Annotated in this window: 20 protein-coding genes; 15 read left to right on the forward strand and 5 right to left on the reverse strand. The window is 70.8% G+C overall.

Features of this window, described 5'->3' with window-relative positions; all coding sequences use genetic code 11:
• Positions 1-30 precede the first annotated feature (30 nt).
• A complete protein-coding gene (locus ACFWSK_RS13690; protein ID WP_383784485.1) occupies positions 31-1,233 on the forward strand; it encodes a sensor histidine kinase in 1,203 nt (400 codons plus the stop codon).
• Between the two features lie 54 nt (positions 1,234-1,287).
• Positions 1,288-1,962: a response regulator gene (locus ACFWSK_RS13695; protein ID WP_383784488.1), complete on the forward strand. Its 675-nt coding sequence runs from the start codon at positions 1,288-1,290 to the stop codon at positions 1,960-1,962.
• Positions 1,963-2,011: 49 nt separating this feature from the next.
• On the opposite strand, the gene ACFWSK_RS13700 is transcribed toward ACFWSK_RS13695, so the two are convergent.
• Positions 2,012-3,124, reverse strand: coding sequence for a DUF5937 family protein (locus ACFWSK_RS13700; RefSeq protein ID WP_383784491.1), 1,113 nt, complete (start codon positions 3,122-3,124; stop codon positions 2,012-2,014).
• A 104-nt stretch (positions 3,125-3,228) separates the two neighbouring features.
• Between ACFWSK_RS13700 and ACFWSK_RS13705 the strand changes: the two genes are divergently transcribed.
• Positions 3,229-3,396 (forward strand): hypothetical protein, encoded by a 168-nt coding sequence (locus tag ACFWSK_RS13705; protein ID WP_383784494.1) that lies wholly within the window; start codon positions 3,229-3,231, stop codon positions 3,394-3,396.
• A gap of 41 nt (positions 3,397-3,437) precedes the next feature.
• Here the strand turns inward: ACFWSK_RS13705 and ACFWSK_RS13710 are convergent, their stop codons facing one another.
• On the reverse strand, positions 3,438-4,583 hold the full coding sequence (locus ACFWSK_RS13710) for a threonine aldolase family protein (RefSeq protein ID WP_383784496.1): 1,146 nt from the start codon (positions 4,581-4,583) through the stop codon (positions 3,438-3,440).
• Positions 4,584-4,751: 168 nt separating this feature from the next.
• Between ACFWSK_RS13710 and ACFWSK_RS13715 the strand changes: the two genes are divergently transcribed.
• The 10 genes from ACFWSK_RS13715 (at position 4,752) to ACFWSK_RS13760 (ending at position 12,884) form a co-directional block, all read left to right on the forward strand.
• Positions 4,752-5,708, forward strand: coding sequence for a Rossmann-like and DUF2520 domain-containing protein (locus ACFWSK_RS13715; RefSeq protein ID WP_383784499.1), 957 nt, complete (start codon positions 4,752-4,754; stop codon positions 5,706-5,708).
• Entirely contained in the window at positions 5,705-6,739 is a 1,035-nt protein-coding gene (gene panC, locus ACFWSK_RS13720; protein WP_383784500.1) for a pantoate--beta-alanine ligase, read from the forward strand. The genes ACFWSK_RS13715 and panC overlap by 4 nt, the downstream gene beginning before the upstream one ends.
• The gene (locus ACFWSK_RS13725) at positions 6,736-8,481 is read left to right on the forward strand and encodes an L-aspartate oxidase (protein ID WP_383784502.1); all 1,746 of its coding nucleotides are present in this window, start codon (positions 6,736-6,738) and stop codon (positions 8,479-8,481) included. The genes panC and ACFWSK_RS13725 overlap by 4 nt, the downstream gene beginning before the upstream one ends.
• A complete protein-coding gene (nadC, locus tag ACFWSK_RS13730; protein ID WP_383784505.1) occupies positions 8,478-9,515 on the forward strand; it encodes a carboxylating nicotinate-nucleotide diphosphorylase in 1,038 nt (345 codons plus the stop codon). Before ACFWSK_RS13725 ends, nadC begins: the two co-directional genes overlap by 4 nt.
• A complete protein-coding gene (locus tag ACFWSK_RS13735; protein ID WP_383784508.1) occupies positions 9,515-10,312 on the forward strand; it encodes a type III pantothenate kinase in 798 nt (265 codons plus the stop codon). Before nadC ends, ACFWSK_RS13735 begins: the two co-directional genes overlap by 1 nt.
• Before the next feature lie 136 nt (positions 10,313-10,448).
• A complete protein-coding gene (locus tag ACFWSK_RS13740) occupies positions 10,449-11,030 on the forward strand; it encodes a hypothetical protein (RefSeq protein WP_383784539.1) in 582 nt (193 codons plus the stop codon).
• A 68-nt stretch (positions 11,031-11,098) separates the two neighbouring features.
• Complete coding sequence (locus ACFWSK_RS13745) at positions 11,099-11,278, forward strand: hypothetical protein (protein ID WP_383784510.1); 180 nt, start codon at positions 11,099-11,101, stop codon at positions 11,276-11,278.
• 112 nt (positions 11,279-11,390) lie between these two features.
• Positions 11,391-11,825: a BlaI/MecI/CopY family transcriptional regulator gene (locus ACFWSK_RS13750; RefSeq protein WP_383784513.1), complete on the forward strand. Its 435-nt coding sequence runs from the start codon at positions 11,391-11,393 to the stop codon at positions 11,823-11,825.
• Positions 11,826-11,834: 9 nt separating this feature from the next.
• The gene (locus ACFWSK_RS13755) at positions 11,835-12,404 is read left to right on the forward strand and encodes an amino-acid N-acetyltransferase (RefSeq protein ID WP_382737407.1); all 570 of its coding nucleotides are present in this window, start codon (positions 11,835-11,837) and stop codon (positions 12,402-12,404) included.
• 144 nt (positions 12,405-12,548) lie between these two features.
• Positions 12,549-12,884, forward strand: a complete 336-nt coding sequence (locus ACFWSK_RS13760; RefSeq protein WP_173313782.1) for an Lsr2 family protein — start codon at positions 12,549-12,551, stop codon at positions 12,882-12,884.
• Here the strand turns inward: ACFWSK_RS13760 and ACFWSK_RS13765 are convergent.
• Complete coding sequence (locus ACFWSK_RS13765) at positions 12,863-13,447, reverse strand: SCO3374 family protein (protein WP_383784515.1); 585 nt, start codon at positions 13,445-13,447, stop codon at positions 12,863-12,865. The genes ACFWSK_RS13760 and ACFWSK_RS13765 overlap by 22 nt on opposite strands.
• 429 nt (positions 13,448-13,876) lie before the next feature.
• On the opposite strand from ACFWSK_RS13765, the gene ACFWSK_RS13770 reads away from it, so the two are divergent.
• Complete coding sequence (locus ACFWSK_RS13770; protein WP_383784518.1) at positions 13,877-16,405, forward strand: ATP-dependent Clp protease ATP-binding subunit; 2,529 nt, start codon at positions 13,877-13,879, stop codon at positions 16,403-16,405.
• Positions 16,406-16,489: 84 nt separating this feature from the next.
• Here the strand turns inward: ACFWSK_RS13770 and ACFWSK_RS13775 are convergent, their stop codons facing one another.
• A complete protein-coding gene (locus ACFWSK_RS13775; protein ID WP_383784520.1) occupies positions 16,490-19,729 on the reverse strand; it encodes an NACHT domain-containing protein in 3,240 nt (1,079 codons plus the stop codon).
• Complete coding sequence (locus ACFWSK_RS13780; protein ID WP_383784523.1) at positions 19,726-20,097, reverse strand: trypco2 family protein; 372 nt, start codon at positions 20,095-20,097, stop codon at positions 19,726-19,728. The genes ACFWSK_RS13775 and ACFWSK_RS13780 overlap by 4 nt, the downstream gene beginning before the upstream one ends.
• Positions 20,098-20,553: 456 nt before the next feature.
• Between ACFWSK_RS13780 and ACFWSK_RS13785 the strand changes: the two genes are divergently transcribed.
• Positions 20,554-21,285, forward strand: a complete 732-nt coding sequence (locus ACFWSK_RS13785) for a M23 family metallopeptidase (protein WP_383784526.1) — start codon at positions 20,554-20,556, stop codon at positions 21,283-21,285.
• Positions 21,286-21,344: the final 59 nt, after the last annotated feature.

A 21,344-nucleotide genomic window follows, 5' to 3' on the forward strand; every position in this document is an offset into this window, starting at 1 on the left:
CACCGATCTGCTATCCCTACGCTGGGTTACGTGCAGCGCCTCTACGACTTCATCCGCAGACACCCGACGGGCGTCGACAGCTTCTGGGCTGTCTTCCTCCTCGGGCTCTCCGGCGTGTCGATCGTGGCCGGGCAGTACGGCGGCGGCCGCGAGGCCGCGCTGGCTGTGCCGGTCACGCTCGGCCTGTGCACGGTCGTCGCACTGCGCCGGCGCGCACCCGAGAAGATGCTGCTGCTCGCCGTCGCGATGGGCCTCGTACAGCTGGCGGTGGACGTCAGGCCGGGCATCGCGGACTTCGCCCTGCTCGTGATCACGTACACCGTGGCCACCGTCGGGGAACGCTGGGCGTCCCGGCTCGCGCTGGCATGCAGCCTCGTCGCGGCCGGCATCTCGCAGCTCCGCTGGCCCGAGGGCGCTCAGGAGCACTGGGCACAGGCCGTCTTCGTCGTGATCGTCATGACGGTCCCGTTCGTACTCGCCTGGGTGCTCGGCGACTCGATGCGGACCCGCAGGGCCTACTTCGACCAGCTGGAGGAGCGCGCCGCCCGGCTGGAACGGGAACGCGAGGCGCAGTCGAAGGTCGCGGTGGCCGCCGAGCGCGCCCGGATCGCCCGCGAACTGCACGACGTGGTCGCCCACAACGTCTCCGTGATGGTGGTGCAGGCCGATGGCGCCGCGTACGTCATGGACGCGGCCCCGGACCAGGCGAGGCAGGCGCTGGAGACCATTTCGAGCACCGGCCGCCAGGCGCTCGCCGAGATGCGCAGGCTGCTCGGGGTGCTGCGCACCGGTGACGCCCCGGAGAGCGGGGAGTACGTACCGCAGCCCGACGTCGGACAGATCGAGGACCTGATCGAGCAGGTCCGCCAGACCGGTCTGGCGGTGGACTTCAAGGTCGAGGGCACCGCGCGCCCGCTGCCCAGCGGGGTGGAGCTGACCGCGTACCGCATCGTGCAGGAAGCCCTCACCAACACCCGCAAACACGGCGGCCCGGACGCGGGTGCCAGCGTGCGGCTGGTCTACTTCGACGACGGCCTCGGTCTCCTCGTCGAGGACGACGGCCGGGGAGCCGCGCACGAGCTGTACGAGGACGGCGGTGCCGACGGAGCCGGCCACGGCATGATCGGTATGCGGGAGCGGGTCGGCATGGTCGGCGGCACGCTGGACGCGGGACCGCGTCCCGGCGGCGGATTCCGGATCAGCGCCCTGCTGCCGCTGAAACCCGGCCACTAGACCCTGTGCTGAAAGACCGCCCCATCCCCTCTGACCAGGAGAACAGGACCCCTCATGGCGATCCGCGTGATGCTCGTCGACGACCAGGTGCTGCTGCGCACCGGCTTCCGGATGGTGCTCGCCGCCCAGCCGGACATGGAGGTCGTCGCCGAGGCCGGTGACGGCGCCGAGGCGATCGAGGTGCTGCGCGCCACCGCCGTCGACGTGGTGCTGATGGACGTGCGTATGCCGAGGCTGGACGGTGTCGAGGCGACCCGGCGCATCTGTGCGCAGACCGATCCGCCCAAGGTGCTGATCCTGACCACGTTCGACCTGGACGAGTACGCCTTCTCCGGGCTGAAGGCGGGGGCCAGCGGCTTCATGCTCAAGGACGTGCCGCCCGGCGAGCTGCTCGCCGCGATCCGCGCCGTGCACAGTGGTGACGCGGTCGTCGCGCCGTCCACCACCCGTCGGCTGCTGGACCGTTTCTCCTCGATGCTGCCCAGCAGCGGCAAGGACCCCAGCCACAAGCACATCGAGAAGCTCACCGAGCGGGAACGCGAAGTGATGATGCTGGTCGCGCAGGGGCTGTCGAACGGCGAGATCGCGGCGCGGCTCGTGCTGTCCGAGGCGACCGTGAAGACGCACGTCGGCCGCATCCTGACGAAGCTCAATCTGCGCGACAGGGTGCAGGTCGTCGTCCTCGCGTACGAGACGGGCCTGGTACGGGCCGGCGGCGGAGCGGGCTGACCGCTCGGACCGCCCGTCGCCTCGGCTCAGGGCCCCTCCGCCCAGCCGCTCAGCGCAGGACCCCCTCCAGGAAGTCGCTGCCGAGCCGGGTCACCACCGTCAGGTCCAGCTGGTGCAGGACATAGCGGCCGCGCCGCCGGGTGGTGACGAGACCGGCCTTCTTCAGTACCGAGAGGTGGCGGGAGACCTCGGGGGCCGTGATCCCGTGCGAGTCGGCGAGTTCGCCGGTGGTGTACGGGGAACGGGCGAGGTTGCGGCACAGGCGCATCCGCATCGGATGCGCCAGCGCCTCCATCCGCAGCTGGAGCAGTTCGACGGAGGCGGGGGAGGGCAGTTCGGGGCGGTGCACCGGGTAGTGGATCACCGGCCGCCAGCCCGGAGCGTGCAGCACCATCAGGTGCGGCCAGCCGAACGAGGTCGGTATGAGCGTGAGCCCGGGGCCGACGGCCGGGTCGGCGGCGTTGGTCCGGCCCTCGGTGAGCTTGTCGACGCTGATCCGGGTCTCGTCCTCGTTCAGCGAAAGGGCGGCGGAGACCGCACGCACCGCCTCGTCGAGCCCCTTGCGCCGCAGGAGCTCCGTCTTGTGCCGGGCGTCGGCGACGAGCTGGACCTGCACCCGCCGCCAGGTGTCCGCGAAGAACGCCTGATCGCAGTCCTCGAAGAGGCGCCGGACCCACCTGCGTACGGACGCCGGGTCGGCGAGCAGCTGCTGGGTGAACTCCGCCTGCTGCGGGCCTCGTGCGGCGGCGAGGTCCAGCGCGCGGCTCCGCATCGTGGCGTCGGCCAGCGGGGACGGCGCGCCGGTGCCGTAGTGGCTGGCGCAGGTGAATTCCAGGGCGGCGGCGACGAAGCGCTCGTCGTCCATGGTGTCGAGGATGTCCAGGTCCTCGGCGAGGGTGGCCCCGGTCCTGCCGTCACCGCCGCGGACCCCGGCGAACGGCATGAAGACGTCCGAGAAGGTGTTGCGCCAGAGGAACTCCGCCTCGTGGAGCCGGTCCGCGAGACCGGGCTCCAGGGAGGCGGCGGTCGCGGTCGCCCAGCCGTGCAGGCCCGGATGGTGACCGGGCTCGGAGAGCGCATGCAGAGCCAGCCCCAGCTCGGCGAGGGGGGAGGTCTCGAAGACGATGCGGTCGGCGGGCAGTCCCGCGATGTCGATGTTCACGCTCACCCCTCCATAGTGGGGGGTACGGGGACGGGGCCACGCGCCATTTGACGGTGCTCGTCAATCCACGCGCGAGCCGGTCGCGACCGGCTCACCCTGGAGACATGGACGCCATTCAGCAGCACATGCTCGACAGCTACCGCGCGGCGCAGCACGGGGAACCGCCCCCGCCGCCGCCCTTCCGGACCGTCCGGCGCGCGAGGACGGAACCCGTCCGGTGGTTCCCCTGGCCCGGAGGCACGGACCGCCCTTCCCGCCCGCCCGGCGACTGAGGACGAACCGGCACCGGACGCCCCGGACCCGCGCGCCCCGCCTATCCCAGCCGCTCGACGAACTCCGCCACCGCACCCCGTACGTCCTGCGCGGTCCACTCCAGCCCCTCCGCGGCCACCGTGACCTCCGTGAACGAGACACCGGGCGGTGTCGAGGGCCCTGTGAACCAGCGGCGGAACAGGACCGTCCCCGCCTCCTCCGCCTGCCGCACCGACGCCTCGTTCAGCACGCCCTCGCCGTACGGCAGCCAGACCTGGAACTGATGGGTGTGCGGGGGTTCCGGATGCACCCGGAACCACGGGACCGCCGACTCCTCGAAGCCCTCGGCCAACGCCCCGGCCACCACCTTCGCGTGTGCCACGTACGCCGGCAGCCGCGGCAGCTCCTGTTCCAGGCCGAGCAGCGCGGAGAGCGCCGCCGGATGCTGCTGGAAGACGTCTCCGCCGTACCGGTGGCGCCACGTGCGCGCCTCGTCGACCAGCTCGGCGGGACCGGCGAGCGCGGCCCCGGAGAGCCCGCCCAGGGACTTGTAGAACGACACGTACACGCTGTCCGCCAGGCCGGCGATCTCGGCGAGCTCGCGCCCGAAGTGCGGGCCGCACTCCCACATCCGCGCCCCGTCCAGATGGACCACCGCGTCCCGCTCCCGCGCGGCGGCCACCGTGCCCTCCAGCGTCTCCCACTCCGGCAGGACGAAGCCGGCGTCCCGCAGCGGCAGCTCCAGCATCAGCGTCCCGAACGGCTCAGGGAAGTCCCGGATCTCGTCCGCCGTGGGCAGTCGCGGAGCGGATGTGGGATGCACCGTGCGCAGCCCGCTCACCGCGCTCAGCGCGCCCCGCTCGTGCACCTCCGGATGGGAGAGCGGGTGCAGGGCCACGGCCGGGTTGCCGGTCCGCCCCGCCCAGCAGCGCAGCGCGATCTGCTGGGCCATCGTCCCGGTCGGGAAGAACGCGGCGGCCTCCGTGCCGAGCAGCTCCGCCACCCGTCGCTCGACCGTGCCGACCACCCCGTCGCCGTACAGATCGGTCCAGTCGTCCAGGTCGTGGACGGCGCCCCCGCCTGCCGCCAGCGAGGCCAGCCGCTCGCCGATCGTGGTCTCCGCGGACGCCCGGACCAGGACCCGCCCCGACCGCCGCCACGCGGTCAGCCTGCGCTGCCGCTCCTTCTGCCCATCGGTGTCCGTCATGGGACGATCATTACCCGGACCACTGACACCGTCCGACCGGATTTCCGCCGGAGCCGCAGAGTTACCCACAGGCTGTGGACAGGCCGTGAGTCGGCGCGAAACGCTGGCGTAGCATGCAGAGAAATCGTCCGGTACCCCCCGCGGACTGGAACGGAAGGCCGTCGCCGCGTGAATACGACAACTTCGAAGGACCCCCTCGACGCGAGGGACCGCCCCGCCCGCCTCACGGTCGGCGTCGTCGGCGCGGGCCGGGTCGGCCCCGCCCTCGCCGCCTCGCTCCAGCTCGCCGGGCACCGCCCGGTGGCCGTGTCGGGCGTCTCCGACGCATCGGTGCGCCGGGCGGCAGCGCTGCTCCCCGACGTACCCCTGGTGACGCCCGCCGAGGTGCTGGCGCGCGCCGATCTGGTGCTCCTGACCGTCCCCGACGACGCGCTGCCCGGTCTGGTCGAGGGCCTCGCCGAGACCGGTGCCGTACGGCCGGGACAGCTCATCGTCCACACCTCGGGCCGGTACGGGACCAAGGTGCTGGACCCCGCCCGCCGGGCCGGGGCGCTGCCCCTGGCCCTGCACCCGGCGATGACGTTCACCGGCAGCTCCGTCGACGTCCAGCGGCTCGCGGGCTGCTCGTTCGGTGTCACCGCCCCCGTGGAGCTCAGGCTCGCCGCGGAGGCGCTGGTCATCGAGATGGGCGGCGAGCCCGAGTGGATCGCGGAGGAATCCCGCCCGCTCTACCACGCGGCCCTGGCCCTCGGCGCGAACCACATGGTCACGCTGGTCGCCGAAGCCATGGAACTGCTGGCCAAGGCCGGGGTCTCCGCCCCCGACCGGATGCTCGGCCCGCTCCTCGGGGCGGCGCTCGACAACGCCCTGCGCTCGGGCGACGCGGCACTGACCGGACCCGTCGCCCGCGGTGACGCGGGCACGGTGGCGGCACACATCGGCGAGTTGCGCGCGCACGCCCCTGAGACGGTGGCCGGATACGTCGCGATGGCCCGGGCCACGGCCGACCGGGCCCTCGCGCACGGCATGCTCAAGCCGGAGCTCGCGCAGGACCTGCTCGGGGTCCTGGCCGACGGCGGCCGCACGGGCGGCACCGAAGGCACCGACCCGGGGGAGCCCCGATGAACTCCCAGGATTCACGCGCGGCGGCCCTCGCTCCCACCCTCCTGCACACCGCGGCCGAACTGAACGCCCTGCGCCGCCCTGCCGGGGCACGGCGCGTCGTCGTCATGACGATGGGCGCACTCCACGAAGGCCACGCCACCCTGATCCGTACCGCCCGCTCCACCGCGGGGCCGGCCGGCCAGGTCGTGGTCACCGTCTTCGTGAACCCGCTCCAGTTCGGCGAGGCGGCCGACCTCGACCGTTACCCGCGCACACTCGACGCCGACCTCGCGGTCGCCGCCGCGGCGGGCGCGGACGCGGTCTTCGCGCCCTCCGTCGACGAGGTCTACCCGGGGGGCGAACCCCAGGTCCGCATCACCGCCGGCCCCATGGGCGAGCGCCTCGAAGGCGCCGCACGCCCCGGGCACTTCGACGGCATGCTCACGGTCGTCGCCAAGCTGCTCCACCTCACCCGCCCCGACGAGGCGCTCTACGGGCAGAAGGACGCCCAGCAGCTGGCGCTGATCCGCCGCATGGTGCGCGACCTCGACTTCGGCGTCGAGATCGCGGGCGTCCCCACCGTCCGCGACCCCGACGGCCTGGCGCTCTCCAGCCGCAACCGCTTCCTCTCCACGGAGGAGCGGCGCACCGCTCTCGCACTGCCCCGGGCCCTGTTCGCGGCCCGCGACCGGCTGGCCGCCCAGCAGGCCCTGCACGAGCGCGCGACGGCCACCACCGCCAGCGTGAGCCGGGTCGCAGGGCTCGCCGCGCTCGGTGAGTCCCGCGCGGCCGCCGACACCCAGGCGGTGGCCCTGGCCCGGCCGAGCGGCGGCCCCGCCGCGGTCCGCGCCGCGGCCCGGCTCGTCCTGGACGACGCGTCCAGGGAACAGCCGCCGCTCGCCGTGGACTATCTCGCCCTCGTCGACCCTGCCGACTTCACCGAGATCCCCGACGACCGCGACCACGGCGAGGCGATCCTCGCCGTGGCGGCCCGCGTGGGCGCCACCCGCCTGATCGACAACATCCCGCTGACCTTCGGAGCCCTCACGTGACCGGAATACGGCTGACCGCCCCCGCCCCCGGCTGGGCCATCGACGCGGACGTCGTCGTGGTCGGCTCGGGCGTGGCCGGTCTCACCACCGCACTGCGCTGCGCCGCCGCGGGCCTCGCCACAGTCGTCGTCACCAAGGCGCGACTCGACGACGGCTCCACCCGCTGGGCGCAGGGCGGCATCGCCGCGGCCCTTGGCGAGGGCGACACCCCGGAACAGCACCTGGCCGACACCCTCGTCGCGGGCGCGGGCCTGTGCGACGAGACGGCGGTACGGGCCCTGGTCACCGAGGGCCCCGACGCCGTGCGCCGGCTGATCGAGACCGGAGCGCTCTTCGACAAGACGGAGAGCGGCGACATCGCCCTGACCCGCGAAGGCGGCCACCACCGCCGCCGCATCGCGCACGCCGGAGGCGATGCCACGGGCGCCGAGATCTCCCGTGCCCTGGTCGAGGCCGTGCGCTCGGCGGCCCTCCACACCGTGGAGAACGCCCTGGTCCTGGACCTCCTCACCGACGCCGAAGGCCGTACGGCCGGCGTCACGCTGCACGTCATGGGCGAGGGCCAGCACGACGGCGTGGGCGCGGTCCGTGCCCCCGCGGTCGTCCTCGCCACCGGCGGCATGGGCCAGGTCTTCTCCGCCACCACCAACCCGTCGGTCTCCACCGGCGACGGGGTGGCCCTGGCGCTGCGGGCCGGCGCGGAGGTCTCCGACCTGGAGTTCGTCCAGTTCCACCCGACGGTCCTGTTCCTGGGCGCGGACTCCGAGGGTCAGCAGCCCCTCGTGTCGGAAGCGGTACGCGGCGAGGGCGCCCACCTCGTCGACGCGTCCGGCACCCGGTTCATGCTCGGGCAGCACGAGCTGGCGGAGCTGGCCCCGCGCGACATCGTCGCCAAGGCCATCACCCGCCAGATGCACCACCACGGCACCGAGCACATGTATTTGGACGCCCGCCACTTCGGCGCGGAGATGTGGGAGCACCGCTTCCCCACGATCCTGGCCGCCTGCCGGGCCCACGGCATCGACCCGGTCACCGAGCCGATCCCGGTCGCCCCGGCCGCGCACTACGCCTCGGGCGGCATCCGCACCGACCTCCGCGGCCGTACGACGGTCCCCGGTCTGTACGCGTGCGGCGAGGTCGCCTGCACGGGCGTGCACGGCGCGAACCGGCTGGCCTCCAACTCCCTCCTGGAGGGACTCGTCTTCGCGGAGCGCATCGCGGCCGACATCGTGCGGGACCGGCCGGAGCGGACCGAGGCCGTGGAACCCGTCGGCGGCAGCACCTCGCCCCTCCTGGTCCCCGAGTCCCGGGCGGCGATCCAGCGGATCATGACGAGGGGTGCCGGAGTCATCCGTTCCGCGGCCAGTCTCGCCACCGCGGCCGATGAGCTGGAGGCCCTGCACCGCTCGGCCGCCGACGAGGCGGACGCGGCCGAACCCAAGGTGGCCGTGCCCGGCGTGGACGCCTGGGAGGCCACCAACCTCCTCCTGGTCTCGCGCGTCCTGGTCGCCGCCGCCCGTGAGCGCGAGGAGACCCGCGGCTGCCACTGGCGCGAGGACCGGCCCGACCGGGACGACGAGAACTGGCGCCGCCACCTCGTCGTACGGATCGCCCCGGACCGGCGGCTGGTCGTCAGCCGTACGGAGACCGCCGCATTCCCGCCCGTACGCGCCACCGAGACACCAGACTGCTCAAGCACCGTGAACCACCCCGCCGACGCCCCCGAGGAGCCGCAACCGTGAGCACGCCCGAAGAGAATCCGCGCCCCACGCCCGTGGACGTACCGCTGATCCATATCGGCGCGCCCGCTCCCGCCGCGGACGGCTGCGGCGACGGCTGTGGCTGCGGCGACGGTTACGACCCCGACGGCCTGGAGTGCGGTCTCGACCCGGCCCTCGCCCAGCTGCTCGCCGAGGCCGGACTGGACCCGGTCCAGGTCGAGGACGTCGCCCATGTCGCGATCGAGGAGGACCTCGACGGCGGCGTGGACGTCACGACCGTCGCGACGGTCCCCGAGGACGCCGTCGCCACCGGTGACTTCACCGCGCGCGAAGCGGGCGTCGTCGCCGGGATCCACATCGCGGAAGCGGTGCTCTCGATCGTCTGTACGGACGAGTTCGAGGTCGAGCGGCATGTCGCGGACGGCGACCGCGTCGCCGCCGGCCAGAAGCTGCTGACCGTCACCACCCGCACCCGCGACCTGCTCACCGGCGAGCGCAGCGCCCTTAACCTGCTCTGCAGGCTCTCGGGCATCGCGACCGCCACGCGCGCCTGGGCCGACGTGCTCGACGGCACGAAGGCCAAGGTCCGCGACACCCGCAAGACGACCCCCGGACTGCGTGCGCTGGAGAAGTACGCGGTGCGCTGCGGCGGCGGCGTCAACCACCGCATGTCGCTCTCGGACGCGGCGCTCGTCAAGGACAACCACGTCGTCGCCGCGGGCGGCGTCGCGGAGGCGTTCAAGCGGGTCAGGGACGCCTTCCCGGACGTACCGATCGAGGTCGAGGTCGACACGCTGGAGCAGGTCCGCGAGGTCCTCGACGCGGGCGTCGACCTGATCCTGCTGGACAACTTCACCCCGTCGCAGACGGTGGAGGCCGTCGCCCTGGTCGGCGGCCGCGCCGTACTGGAGTCCTCCGGCCGGCTCTCGCTGGGATCGGCGCGCGCGTACGCCGAGGCGGGCGTCGACTACCTGGCCGTCGGCGCGCTCACCCATTCCTCGCCGATCCTCGACATCGGCCTGGACTTCCGCGACACCGATGGGGCCGGCATCTGATGCTGCTCACCATCGACGTCGGCAACTCGCACACGGTCCTCGGCCTGTTCGACGGCGAGGAGATCGTCGAGCACTGGCGGATCTCCACCGACGCCCGCCGCACCGCCGACGAGCTCGCCGTGCTCCTCCAGGGCCTGATGGGCATGCACCCGCTGCTCGGTGACGAGCTCGGCGACGGCATCGACGGCATCGCGATCTGCTCGACCGTCCCCGCCGTCCTGCACGAGCTCCGCGAGGTCACCCGCCGCTACTACGGCGACGTGCCCGCGGTCCTGGTGGAACCGGGCGTCAAGACCGGCGTGCCGGTCCTGATGGACAACCCGAAGGAGGTCGGCGCGGACCGCATCATCAACGCGGTCGCCGCGGTCGAGCTCTACGGCGGCCCGGCGATCGTCGTGGACCTCGGTACGGCGACCACCTTCGACGCGGTCTCGGCACGCGGCGAGTACGCGGGCGGTGTGATCGCGCCCGGCATCGAGATCTCGGTGGAGGCACTCGGGGTGAAGGGCGCCCAGCTCCGCAAGATCGAGCTGGCCAGGCCGCGCAGCGTGATCGGCAAGAACACCGTGGAAGCCATGCAGTCCGGCATCGTGTACGGCTTCGCGGGCCAGATCGACGGCGTCGTGACACGGATGAAGAAGGAGCTCGCGGCCAACCCCGACGACGTCACCGTCATCGCGACCGGCGGCCTTGCTCCGATGGTGTTGGAGGACGCCTCCGTCATCGACGAGCACGAGCCCTGGCTGACGCTCATCGGTCTGCGCCTCGTGTACGAGCGCAACGTCACCCGGCTCTGACGCGGGGGCCCGCACCTGCGGGAACGGTCAGGCGGCGCGACGGAAGACGCCGCGCCGCCACGGCCAGTTAAGAGGATTTTGTCCCTTTAGCACGTATTGTCGCGGCATGCCCACGCCCTACGGATCACGCGGCGGCATGGCGTTCAGCGCGGACGAGCTGCGGGTGCTCCGACGCGTCCTCGCCATCGCCCTCCACCCCACGCCCCTGCCCGAAGAGGATGTCCAGGACTGCCTGCGGCTCGCGGAGGCCGTGGACGAGGCGGTCGGCGAGGCCGGCCGGCTGCGCGTCTTCCTCCTCGCCGATCTCGCCCGCTACCGCGAAGCCCTCCCCGGCTCCGTCTCCGGCTACCTGGAGCTCCTCCAGGACGCCCTGGCCGCCGGATACGACCCCCGCCCCGACGATCTGGCGGCCCTGCGCGCCCTGCGCGGGAAACCCCTCGCGGCGGCCCTCCTGGAACGCTGCCAGGTGATCGCCGAGCGCTCCGTCCGGGCCCGCCTCGCCGGACGCGCCGTCCCCGTGACGGCCCCGGCCCCCCGCAGCCGCCTGCTCGCCCTGCCGGGCGGCCTCGCCGCCGCGCAGGAGCCCGACCGGCCGAAGGACCCGCCGGCCCCGGCCCGCCCGCAGGCTCCCGGGGAGCGCCCCATGCCCAAGCCGTCCGAGGTCTTCCCGCCGCGCCGTCGCCCCGTCACGCCGTCCGAGGAACGCGCCGCGGGATGACCGGTCCGCCGCGCCCTCTCCGGGAGGGCGCGGGCTCCGGCCGCACCGGGCTCGCTACTCTGGATGGCATGGACTACGTATCCGCGCTTCTGCCCCCCGTGGTGATGGCCGCTTTCTTCATCGGTCTCGTCGTGACGATCGTCAAGAGTCAGGGCGGTCCGAACAAGACCAAGGAGGACGCGGCCGTGGATGCCGCGATCTCCCGCGCGGAGCCGGTCCAGCGGACCCCGCGGACCGAAGGCGCCTGACCGCGTCTGACCCGGACCCGAGAAGGGCGTACGGCTCGTGAGTGACGAGCCGTACGCCCTTTTGCTGTGTAAATAACCGTCCATTCCAGACATCTAGCACTAAGGTGACGCTGTGCCTCGCCAATTGGGAGAGCTGGAAGACGCCGTGATGACGCGGGTCTGGCAATGGAACCGTCCGGTCACCGTGCGGGAAGTTCTCGAGGACCTTCAGCAGGAACGGTCCATCGCGTACACGACGGTCATGACGGTAATGGACAATCTCCATCAGAAGGGCTGGGTCCGCAGGGAAGTCGACGGCCGCGCATATCGATATACGGCGGTCTCCACCCGTGCCGCGTACTCGGCCGCACTGATGAACGAAGCCTGGTCCCGCAGTGACAACCCCGCCGCGGCTCTTGTCGCCTTCTTCGGCATGATGTCGGCCGAACAGCGCGAGTCTCTGCAGGACGCCATGCGCATGGTTCTGCCCACCTTCCCCGAAGCCCCCGCAAGTCCGGCCGGTGAGACAACCCCGGCCGATGACGCGGAGCCGGAGACCGGGCGATAGCGTCTGGGCATGTCCTCAGAGCTGCCGCAAACCCAGCCGGATACCGAGTTTCATACCGACCCGTCGGTAAATAGTCCCGCCATCACCGTCCGACGTGCCAGGACGACCGATGTGACGTCGGTCCGCAGCCTCCTTGACGGGTACGTCTCCGAAGGCATCCTGCTCGACAAAGCGACGGTGACCCTTTACGAGGACATCCAGGAGTTCTGGGTCGCGGAACGCGACGAGGACGCCCGTGTCATCGGCTGCGGCGCACTGCACGTGATGTGGGAAGACCTCGCCGAAGTGCGCACTCTCGCCGTCGACCACAGCATCAAGGGCGCCGGAGTGGGACATCAAGTGCTGGACAAGCTCTTGCAGACCGCGCGCTGGCTGGGGGTGCGCCGGGTTTTCTGTCTCACCTTCGAAGTCGACTTCTTCGCGAAGCACGGCTTCGTCGAGATCGGAGAGACACCGGTCGACACAGATGTCTACAGTGAGCTGCTGCGTTCCTATGACGAGGGTGTCGCGGAGTTCCTCGGTCTCGAACGAGTGAAGCCGAACACCTTGGGCAACAGCCGGATGCTTCTGCACCTGTGATCGGCAGAAGCGGCCGGAGCCCTATGTCCGAATCGCGCATGTTTCCCGCGTTCTTGCGCTCCTGAACCTCTCCCAGGGGTTTGTGTTTTCCGAGGAAAAGCGGTTTCCTTTCCGCGTACTACATTTTCGATGAAAGGAAATCCAGTGGCACAGAAGGTTCAGGTCCTTCTTGTCGATGACCTCGACGGTGGCGAGGCGGACGAGACAGTGACGTTCGCACTTGACGGCAAGACGTACGAGATCGACCTCACCACGACCAACGCGGACAAGCTCCGTGGTCTTCTTGAGCCGTACACCAAGGGTGGCCGTCGTACCGGTGGCCGCGCCGCGACCGGCCGTGGCAAGGGCCGCGCCGTCACCGGTGGCAACAAGGACACCGCCGAGATCCGTAAGTGGGCTCGCGAGAACGGCCACAATGTGAATGACCGCGGCCGTGTTCCCGCCGAGATCCGCGAGGCTTACGAGAAGGCCAACGGCTGAGCTGCCGGCCTATCGGTCAGCAGCCCGGTCCGGGCGCGAGTCAGTCGGGCCCGGTGGCATTCCGTCGCGGCCACGTCCACCAGCCGTGCGAGATCGGGAACATCCCCACCCCTGTTCCCGAATCCGACGAGGGCCGGGAGCACCGGCTCGGCCTCCTGCCTCGGATCGGGGGGCCGCAGCCAGAGCGCGGCCCCCGGCGAGCCGGCCGCCCAGCAGGGCGGTGCCGGGGCGGTGATCCGCCCGCCGGTACCGAAGGCGGTCAGATCGAGGGCGATTCCGCCCCACTCCAGCCAGTCGAGCAGCCCCGGCAGCTCATCGGCGCTTCCCGCGGCCACCAGCAGTCCCATCCGCTGCCCGGCCAGTGCCACAGGGCCCGTACGCCCCAGCCGCCGCAGCGCGGCGTGACCGGCGTCGGCAGGCAGCTCCAGTACATCGAAACGCAGCCCGGTCAGCAGGCGGACGGGGGCGCCCTCGGCGGTGGCCCAGCCCAGCTCGCGCTCGTACCACCGCGTCCAGTCGTCGGCGTCGGGCGACGAGCGGGGAGGCGGGACGGTGAGGGCCATGCCCGATGAACCGTGGAACCGGCTCCGGAGTTACGCGGAGTCGGGCAACGATTGCCCAGAGTGCCCGGTATGGGGGCGTGCGGACGCATCCAGGAGCGCAAGGATGTTCGCCCGTAGCTGAGGGAACCGGGGCGCGCCGCATGGACTGTCAGTAGTTACGGGTAAGACATCCCTAGTGGGAAGGGGCGACACGCAGGTCGATACGTCTCACGTTCGCCATCGGCGTACTGGCGAAAGGGGTATCTGCCTGGCCTGCGGGAACATCGTCTCGCACCATCGGGTTGGAGCAGTTGTCGGCGTTCCGGGCAGGAGGCCAAGAACGGGTGTCGGCAGTTGGAATGAGCGGTCCCCGCTTGCGGGACTAAGCTGCGGAAGGACAGGGAGGGGACCGACCCCTTACTGCCTGACCGCTCTGAGGAGCGATTAACGATGTTCGAGAGGTTCACCGACCGCGCGCGGCGGGTTGTCGTCCTGGCTCAGGAAGAAGCCCGGATGCTCAACCACAACTACATCGGCACCGAGCACATCCTCCTGGGCCTGATCCACGAGGGTGAGGGTGTCGCCGCTAAGGCCCTGGAGAGCCTCGGGATTTCGCTCGAGGCGGTCCGCCAGCAGGTGGAGGAGATCATCGGTCAGGGCCAGCAGGCCCCGTCCGGACACATCCCCTTCACTCCCCGAGCCAAGAAGGTCCTGGAGCTTTCGCTCCGCGAGGCCCTTCAGCTGGGCCACAACTACATCGGCACCGAGCACATCCTGCTCGGCCTGATCCGCGAGGGCGAGGGCGTCGCAGCCCAGGTCCTCGTGAAGCTGGGCGCCGACCTGAACCGGGTGCGGCAGCAGGTCATCCAGCTGCTCTCCGGGTACTCGGGAGGCAAGGAGGCGGCCACAGCGGGCGGCCCCGCGGAGGGCACGCCCTCCACGTCCCTGGTGCTCGACCAGTTCGGCCGGAATCTCACCCAGGCCGCTCGCGAATCCAAGCTCGACCCGGTCATCGGGCGCGAGAAGGAGATCGAGCGGGTCATGCAGGTGCTGTCCCGGCGTACCAAGAACAACCCGGTTCTCATCGGCGAGCCCGGCGTCGGCAAGACGGCGGTCGTCGAGGGCCTGGCGCAGGCCATCGTCAAGGGCGAGGTGCCCGAGACCCTCAAGGACAAGCACCTCTACACGCTTGACCTCGGCGCCCTGGTCGCGGGTTCCCGCTACCGCGGTGACTTCGAGGAGCGCCTGAAGAAGGTCCTCAAGGAGATCCGCACCCGCGGCGACATCATCCTGTTCATCGACGAGCTCCACACCCTGGTGGGTGCGGGCGCCGCCGAGGGCGCGATCGACGCCGCGAGCATCCTCAAGCCCATGCTGGCGCGAGGCGAGCTCCAGACCATCGGTGCCACGACGCTCGACGAGTACCGCAAGCACCTGGAGAAGGACGCCGCTCTCGAGCGACGCTTCCAGCCCATCCAGGTCGCGGAGCCGTCGCTGCCGCACACCATCGAGATCCTCAAGGGTCTGCGCGACCGTTACGAGGCCCATCACCGGGTCTCCATCACGGACGAGGCGCTGGTCCAGGCCGCGACGCTGGCCGACCGGTACATCTCGGACCGCTTCCTGCCGGACAAGGCGATCGACCTGATCGACGAGGCCGGCTCCCGGATGCGCATCCGCCGGATGACCGCGCCGCCGGACCTCCGCGAGTTCGACGAGAAGATCGCGGGTGTCCGTCGCGACAAGGAGTCGGCGATCGACTCCCAGGACTTCGAGAAGGCGGCGTCTCTCCGCGACAAGGAGAAGCAGCTGCTGGCGGCGAAGACCAAGCGCGAGAAGGAGTGGAAGGCCGGCGACATGGACGTCGTCGCCGAGGTCGACGGCGAGCTCATCGCCGAAGTCCTGGCCACGGCCACCGGCATCCCGGTCTTCAAGCTGACGGAGGAGGAGTCCTCCCGTCTGCTGCGCATGGAGGACGAGCTCCACAAGCGCGTCATCGGGCAGAAGGACGCCATCAAGGCCCTTTCGCAGGCGATCCGCCGTACGCGAGCCGGTCTGAAGGACCCGAAGCGCCCCGGTGGCTCGTTCATCTTCGCCGGTCCGTCCGGTGTCGGTAAGACCGAGCTCTCCAAGACGCTCGCCGAATTCCTCTTCGGCGACGAGGACGCACTGATCTCCCTCGATATGTCGGAGTTCAGCGAGAAGCACACGGTTTCCCGTCTCTTCGGTTCGCCCCCCGGTTACGTGGGCTACGAAGAGGGCGGACAGCTCACCGAGAAGGTGCGCCGCAAGCCGTTCTCCGTCGTCCTCTTCGACGAGGTCGAGAAGGCCCACCCCGATATCTTCAATTCCCTGCTCCAGATTCTGGAAGACGGTCGCCTGACCGACTCCCAGGGCCGGGTCGTGGACTTCAAGAACACGGTCATCATCATGACGACCAACCTCGGGACCAGGGACATCTCCAAGGGCTTCAACCTGGGCTTCGCCGCCCAGGGCGACGTCAAGACGAACTACGAGCGGATGAAGGTCAAGGTCAACGAAGAGCTCAAGCAGCACTTCAGGCCGGAATTCCTCAACCGCGTCGACGACACGGTCGTCTTCCACCAGCTGACCGAGGAAGACATCATCCAGATCGTCGACCTCATGGTCGCCAAGGTGGATGAGCGTCTCAAGGACCGCGACATGGGCATCGAGCTCAGCGCCGAGGCCAAGGCTCTCCTGGCGAAGAAGGGCTACGACCCCGTGATGGGCGCCCGGCCGCTGCGCCGGACGATCCAGCGCGAGATCGAGGACATCCTCTCCGAGAAGATCCTCTTCGGTGAGCTGCGCCCCGGTCACATCGTGGTCGTCGGTACGGAAGGCGAGGGCGAGGAGAAGAAGTTCTCGTTCCGCGGCGAGGAGAAGTCGGCACTGCCCGACGTTCCTCCGATCGAGCAGGCGGCAGGCGGCGCCGGCCCGAACATGACGAAGGACGTCTGACAGCGTCGTAGTCAGCACGTACGAAGGGGCTGCCCCGGACCGTTATCGGTTCCGGGGCAGCCCCTTTTCCTGTGCGTGAGCGGTTCAGAGGGTGACGTCGATGCCTTCGTCGCCGACGATCTCCGAGTGCGCGCCGTTGACGGTGACCCGGCAGCCGGGCAGGGCCCGGAGCGGGGCCAGATTGAGTGGGTGCGGCGGGTTCGGACCGAGCCGTATCCGGAGCGAGGCCAGGGACGGAAACGTCCTGACGATCGCGTCGAGTTCGCTGCCGTGCAGGGACTCGAAGCTCAGACCGGTGACGTGCGGCAGGGGTTCCTCGGTGAGGAGCTGGTGCAGCGCGGGCGACGAGAGTTCGAGGTCGGTGATGCCGGGAGTGGTTCGCAGCGCCTCGGACAGTCCGGTGGTGGGGGACCCGTTGTGGAGTGCGAGCGAGGTCAGGCTCTTCCATGCGTCGAGGCCGGCCATCGCGAAGGGCCGGTTGGGCCAGATCCTCAGAGTGGAGACCAGAGGATGTACGGGGAGGTCGCCCAGGCGGTCCGCCGACAGGGATGCCAGCGTCAGTGAGCGCAGGCTGCTGAGTGAGCCCAGTGGTTCCAGTGCCTGATCGGACAGCTCCTCGGCGCCCAGCCGCAGGTGACGGAGCTCCGTCAGTCCGGCGAGAGGCGCCAGGGTTTCGATCCGGGGGGACTCGCTGATGGACAGATCGGTGAGCCGGTCCCCGCAGGTGTGCAGGAAGGCCAGATCGGTCAGCACGGGATTGGACGTGATGCGCAGATACTCCGGGCGGACGCCCTGTGCGAACGAGCGGAGGTCGGCATCCGTGAAGGGGCCGAACAGCTCCAGAAGGACCAGCGCGGGCGCGTGGTGCAGGGCGGCCAGCTGATCGACTGTGGAGACCGTCACCAGGGTGAGCCGCGGATCGAGCCGGGCCAGGACCTCTCTCGCGTACAACTCCGTGGGGTACTGGGACCAGGACCGCGCGAAGGCGGTACTGCTGGACGGGTGCGCCTCGACCCACCTCCGTGCGTACGGGACGGCTTCGGCACCGCCGATGGCGTTGATCAGCTGGGCGACGTAGAACCAGGCGTCCGTGTCCTCCGGAAGGCTGCCCGGGGCCGGGAGGAGGTCCAGGGCTGCGGTTTCGAGCCGGGCCAGGACCGACACGTCCTCGAATTTGCGCGGCGGGAAGAGGTCCGCGGTGTGCCGGCGGACCCGCTCCCTGACGGTCCCGTCGAGCCAGGTCGCGTGCTGTTCGCACAGCGCCGCCAGCACATGGAGCTGCGTACGGGCGAGTGAGCCCTTGGCCGCGACCAGGCCCGCGTCGAGCAAACCGCTTACCAGTAACGGCAGTTCACGCCGTCCGCAGTGTCCGGCCGCCAGCAGGATCACGTCCTGCCACTGCTCCTCGGCCGCGTGCCCCAGCAGCTCGTTCAGGTGATCGTCCTCGATCAACTCCTTGGCCGCCAGGAAGTCCTGGAAGGTGCGGTGGGCGAACTGGTAGGCATCGTCCGTGCGTTCCTGGAGGAGGCCGCTACGGTTCAGAAGGTGCGTCAGGATCTCTTCCGCCGATCCCTGGGCGCGTACCCGTTCCATGCCCGACAGGGCACGGCCCAGCTGGCGCAGTGCCTGTTCGCGGGAGAACTCCGACTGGCCCTCGCGCACCAGCCAGACCGCGATGCGCTGGAGCAGCTGGATCTGCTCCTCGACGTCCATCGTGATGCCTTCGGGGGCGTCGATCTTCCGGCGCTTGTCGCGGTTGCCCAGCAGCATGTCGAGCGCCGAGCGGTACAGCTTCCAGCGGGTCTCCGGCAGGAATCCCTGACGCCTGCGGTGCAGGGCGCAGATCACGGCGCAGAGAAGGGGAGTGCGGGCGAGGTCGCGCAGGGCGGTGTTCTGGGTGAAACGGTGCGCCAGGTCCTGCTCCAGCTCGTTCAGATGCTCGTGGTCGTCACCGTCCAGCCTGGCGGCCCTGTGCCACGCCCTCACAAACGACCGGATGTCCTCGTTCCGCATCGGTAGCAGGCGTAACTCCTCGAAGTCCTGCGACCTCAGCCAGTCCGGTTCGACGGCCAGTGGGCGTACGGTCGCCACGCACCGGACGTCCGGGTAGCGCTCCAGGAGCCGGGACAGCCAGTCGTGGGCCTCGTCGCGGTCATCCTGCGGGACCTCGTCCAGGCCGTCGACCAGCAGCAGTGCCCGGCCGGATTCCAGGACCCGGCCCGCCCAGCCGTCCGGCGGGTCGTCGATCACCAGCCGGGCAGCGGCGGGCAGCCCGGCCGGTCCGGGGAAGGTGCCGCCCCGGGCGCGCAAGGTGCGCAGGGGGACGACGAAGGGCACCAGGCCGTTGAGGGCGTCCAGCCGCCCGGGGAGGGTGCGCGCCGCGGCGTGCGCGGCCAGCCACCAGATCAGGGTGGTCTTCCCGGCGCCCGCGTCGCCCCGCAGCAGCACCCGGGGGCGGTCGGAGAGCAGGGCGTCGATGCGTTGGGGCACCGAGGGCGGGCGCTGCCCCGCGTTGTCGTCGGGGGTCTGGGCCTCCAGGCTCAGATACGCGGTGTCGAGGTCCCACTCGGTCTCGTTCCTGTTCAGCTCGTCGAGGCCGAACACCTTTGTACGCCGGTAGGCGGCGCCGACCGAAGCCGCGTACTCCTCCTCGTACTGCCGGTCCCTCGGGTGGTGGCCGTGGACCTTCTCGCACCGCAGCGAGGTGCCGGTGGCCTGCTCGTACAGGATCTGGACCGGCCGGGCGGCGGCGAGCGAGGAGAGCGCGACGCACTCCACCCGGCTGCCACCGCGCTGCCGGGGGATCTGGCGGGCGATGCCGAGGAGGACGTTCCCGGCGAAGACCGGGCCGCCGGACAGGCCCCGGAGTGCGGGGACGCCGCGGTCGTCGGTGGCCGGGGGCGGGCCGTCGAGTTCGCAGACCATCAGGCTGCGCATCCGGCCCGCCATGGGCAGGACCGTGGACGTGTACTGGTCGGTCTCCAGATGTTCCCCGGGGCCGTACCGCTGGATGTCGGGGAAGCCGGTGATCTCGCAGTCGTGGAGCGCCTGGCCGCTGCCGAGGGCGCCCAGCCGTACCGGTGGGACGGGGAGCACCGGTTCCGTGGCGAGGAGGAGCGCGGCGTCCAGGTCGTGGTCGATCCAGGCGACCGTCGCGTCCCGGTGCCCTGCCAGGGCGGGGTGCGCCACCCGGCTCCGGTTCTCGCCCCTGACCACATGGGCGCAGGTCAGCACCAGCCGGTCGGTGAGCAGGACGCCGCTGCCCTGGACGGAACCGGCGCCCAGGACGACGACCGTGCGGTCCCCGGGCCGTACGTCCCTCATGGGCGGCCCGGTGCGTGGCCACGGCCGAAGTGTCCGGTGCTGCCGCCGTCCTCGTGCCCGATCTCCCAGGCGCCGCCGGTCACGGCGTTGCGGGGGGTCAGCGTGAAGGCGACCTTGTGGGTGCGGGCGGTCGACAGGGACGCGTCGGCGCCCGCCTCCACCACCCACGCCTTGACCTTCGCGCCGCCCTTGGCCTCCTTGCGCAGCTCCAGCGTGAACTCCATCTGGATGTCGCCGACCTCGAAGGACACGGGGCGGCCCGTGGCGCGGGTGGCGGCGTCGATGAGCTGGTTGCGGATGGACTCGACGGCGTCGGCGAGCTCGATGCCGGCCGGGCCGTGGGTGTCGTCGGTGTCGTCGCTGGCCATCGTGTCCCCCCGAGAGCTGGGCCGCTTCCCCGACAGCGTAGCCAGCCCGCAGGCCGAAGGTCCCGAATCGGACAGTCTTTGGTCCCACCGCCGGTGACAAGGCGCACAGCCCTTCAGGGGCCTACTAGCGGGCTTAGGGGAACGGCCCGTGGTCGCGGAAGGGACTTTCGGCCCGGGGCGGGAGGGGCCGTTCGACGAAAGGGGGTGATGTGCCCGGAAGGCCGCCCCATGTCCGATTAGGGCCGTTTCGAACTGGGCTTAAACCCGATCCGGAACATAGTTTTCCGAGCGTCGCGAGGCCCTGCGCGCGGGACCGTCGCCAACGAATTCCCGGTGCCCTTCCTACGGCTTTTCTTCGTAGATGGGGGGTTTGAGCCGGGGCGGGGGTGCGGGTTACCAAGGTGGAGCACGTCCGGCAGAACGCCGGGTTCACTCACCACCGGAGGACTTCCCCGTATGTCGAAGCGCGTTACGTTCCAGCAGTCCGCCCGCCCGTCCCTGTCCCGAGTCCGTGGCACCGTGGTCGCCGCTTCCGTGGGTGCATCGATGGTGCTCGGTGCGGGCGCGGCGTTCGCGGCCTCCGATACGGCCAACACCACCGGCACCGCGGTTCTCGCCGGCGCCGCCGGCTCCGTGGCCAAGCAGGCGGAGGCGCAGAGCAACGCGGCCACGTCCGCGAAGAAGGCCGCGGCCGAGAAGTCGGCGAAGGCGAAGGAGGCGGCGAAGAAGAAGGCCGCCGCCGCCAAGAAGAACGCCAAGAAGAAGGCGTCCTCCTGGGAGGCCCCCGTCGAGAAGTACACCCTGAGCGCCACCTACGGCACCGGCGGCGCCCGCTGGGCCGCGAAGCACTCCGGTCAGGACTTCGCCGTCCCGGTCGGCACCAAGGTCGAGGCCGCGCACACCGGCACCGTCGTCAAGGCGGGCCCGAACGGCGGCGGCGACGGCCCCGCGTACGGCAACGCCGTCGTGATCAAGCACTCCAACGGCAAGTACTCGCAGTACGCGCACCTGTCGCAGATCAACGTCAAGATCGGCCAGACCGTGAAGACCGGCCAGAAGATCGCCCTGTCCGGCAACACCGGAAACTCCAGCGGCCCGCACCTCCACTTCGAGATCCGGACCTCCCCGAACTACGGTTCCGCGCTCAACCCGGTCTCGTTCCTGCGCTCGGTCGACGTCTCTCTCTGACGTACCACCTGAGCCGGATCACCGGTCCGACGGCGGCCCCGGGAAGCCTTGTGCTTCCC

The sequence above is a fragment of the Streptomyces sp. NPDC058620 genome (assembly GCF_042717135.1).
Taxonomy (GTDB): Bacteria; Actinomycetota; Actinomycetes; order Streptomycetales; family Streptomycetaceae; genus Streptomyces.

Excerpts from the sequence above, each read along its gene's own strand:
- ACFWSK_RS13770 (WP_383784518.1), top strand. The coding sequence starts at position 13,877 with ATGTTCGAGAGGTTCACCGACCGCGCGCGGCGGGTTGTCGTCCTGGCT.
- ACFWSK_RS13785 (WP_383784526.1), top strand. The coding sequence starts at position 20,554 with ATGTCGAAGCGCGTTACGTTCCAGCAGTCCGCCCGCCCGTCCCTGTCC.
- ACFWSK_RS13705 (WP_383784494.1), top strand. The coding sequence starts at position 3,229 with ATGGACGCCATTCAGCAGCACATGCTCGACAGCTACCGCGCGGCGCAG.
- ACFWSK_RS13695 (WP_383784488.1), top strand. The coding sequence starts at position 1,288 with ATGGCGATCCGCGTGATGCTCGTCGACGACCAGGTGCTGCTGCGCACC.
- ACFWSK_RS13765 (WP_383784515.1), bottom strand. The coding sequence starts at position 13,447 with ATGGCCCTCACCGTCCCGCCTCCCCGCTCGTCGCCCGACGCCGACGAC.
- ACFWSK_RS13780 (WP_383784523.1), bottom strand. The coding sequence starts at position 20,097 with ATGGCCAGCGACGACACCGACGACACCCACGGCCCGGCCGGCATCGAG.
- ACFWSK_RS13735 (WP_383784508.1), top strand. The coding sequence starts at position 9,515 with ATGCTGCTCACCATCGACGTCGGCAACTCGCACACGGTCCTCGGCCTG.
- ACFWSK_RS13740 (WP_383784539.1), top strand. The coding sequence starts at position 10,449 with ATGGCGTTCAGCGCGGACGAGCTGCGGGTGCTCCGACGCGTCCTCGCC.
- panC (WP_383784500.1), top strand. The coding sequence starts at position 5,705 with ATGAACTCCCAGGATTCACGCGCGGCGGCCCTCGCTCCCACCCTCCTG.
- ACFWSK_RS13775 (WP_383784520.1), bottom strand. The coding sequence starts at position 19,729 with ATGAGGGACGTACGGCCCGGGGACCGCACGGTCGTCGTCCTGGGCGCC.
- ACFWSK_RS13755 (WP_382737407.1), top strand. The coding sequence starts at position 11,835 with ATGTCCTCAGAGCTGCCGCAAACCCAGCCGGATACCGAGTTTCATACC.
- ACFWSK_RS13745 (WP_383784510.1), top strand. The coding sequence starts at position 11,099 with ATGGACTACGTATCCGCGCTTCTGCCCCCCGTGGTGATGGCCGCTTTC.
- ACFWSK_RS13710 (WP_383784496.1), bottom strand. The coding sequence starts at position 4,583 with ATGACGGACACCGATGGGCAGAAGGAGCGGCAGCGCAGGCTGACCGCG.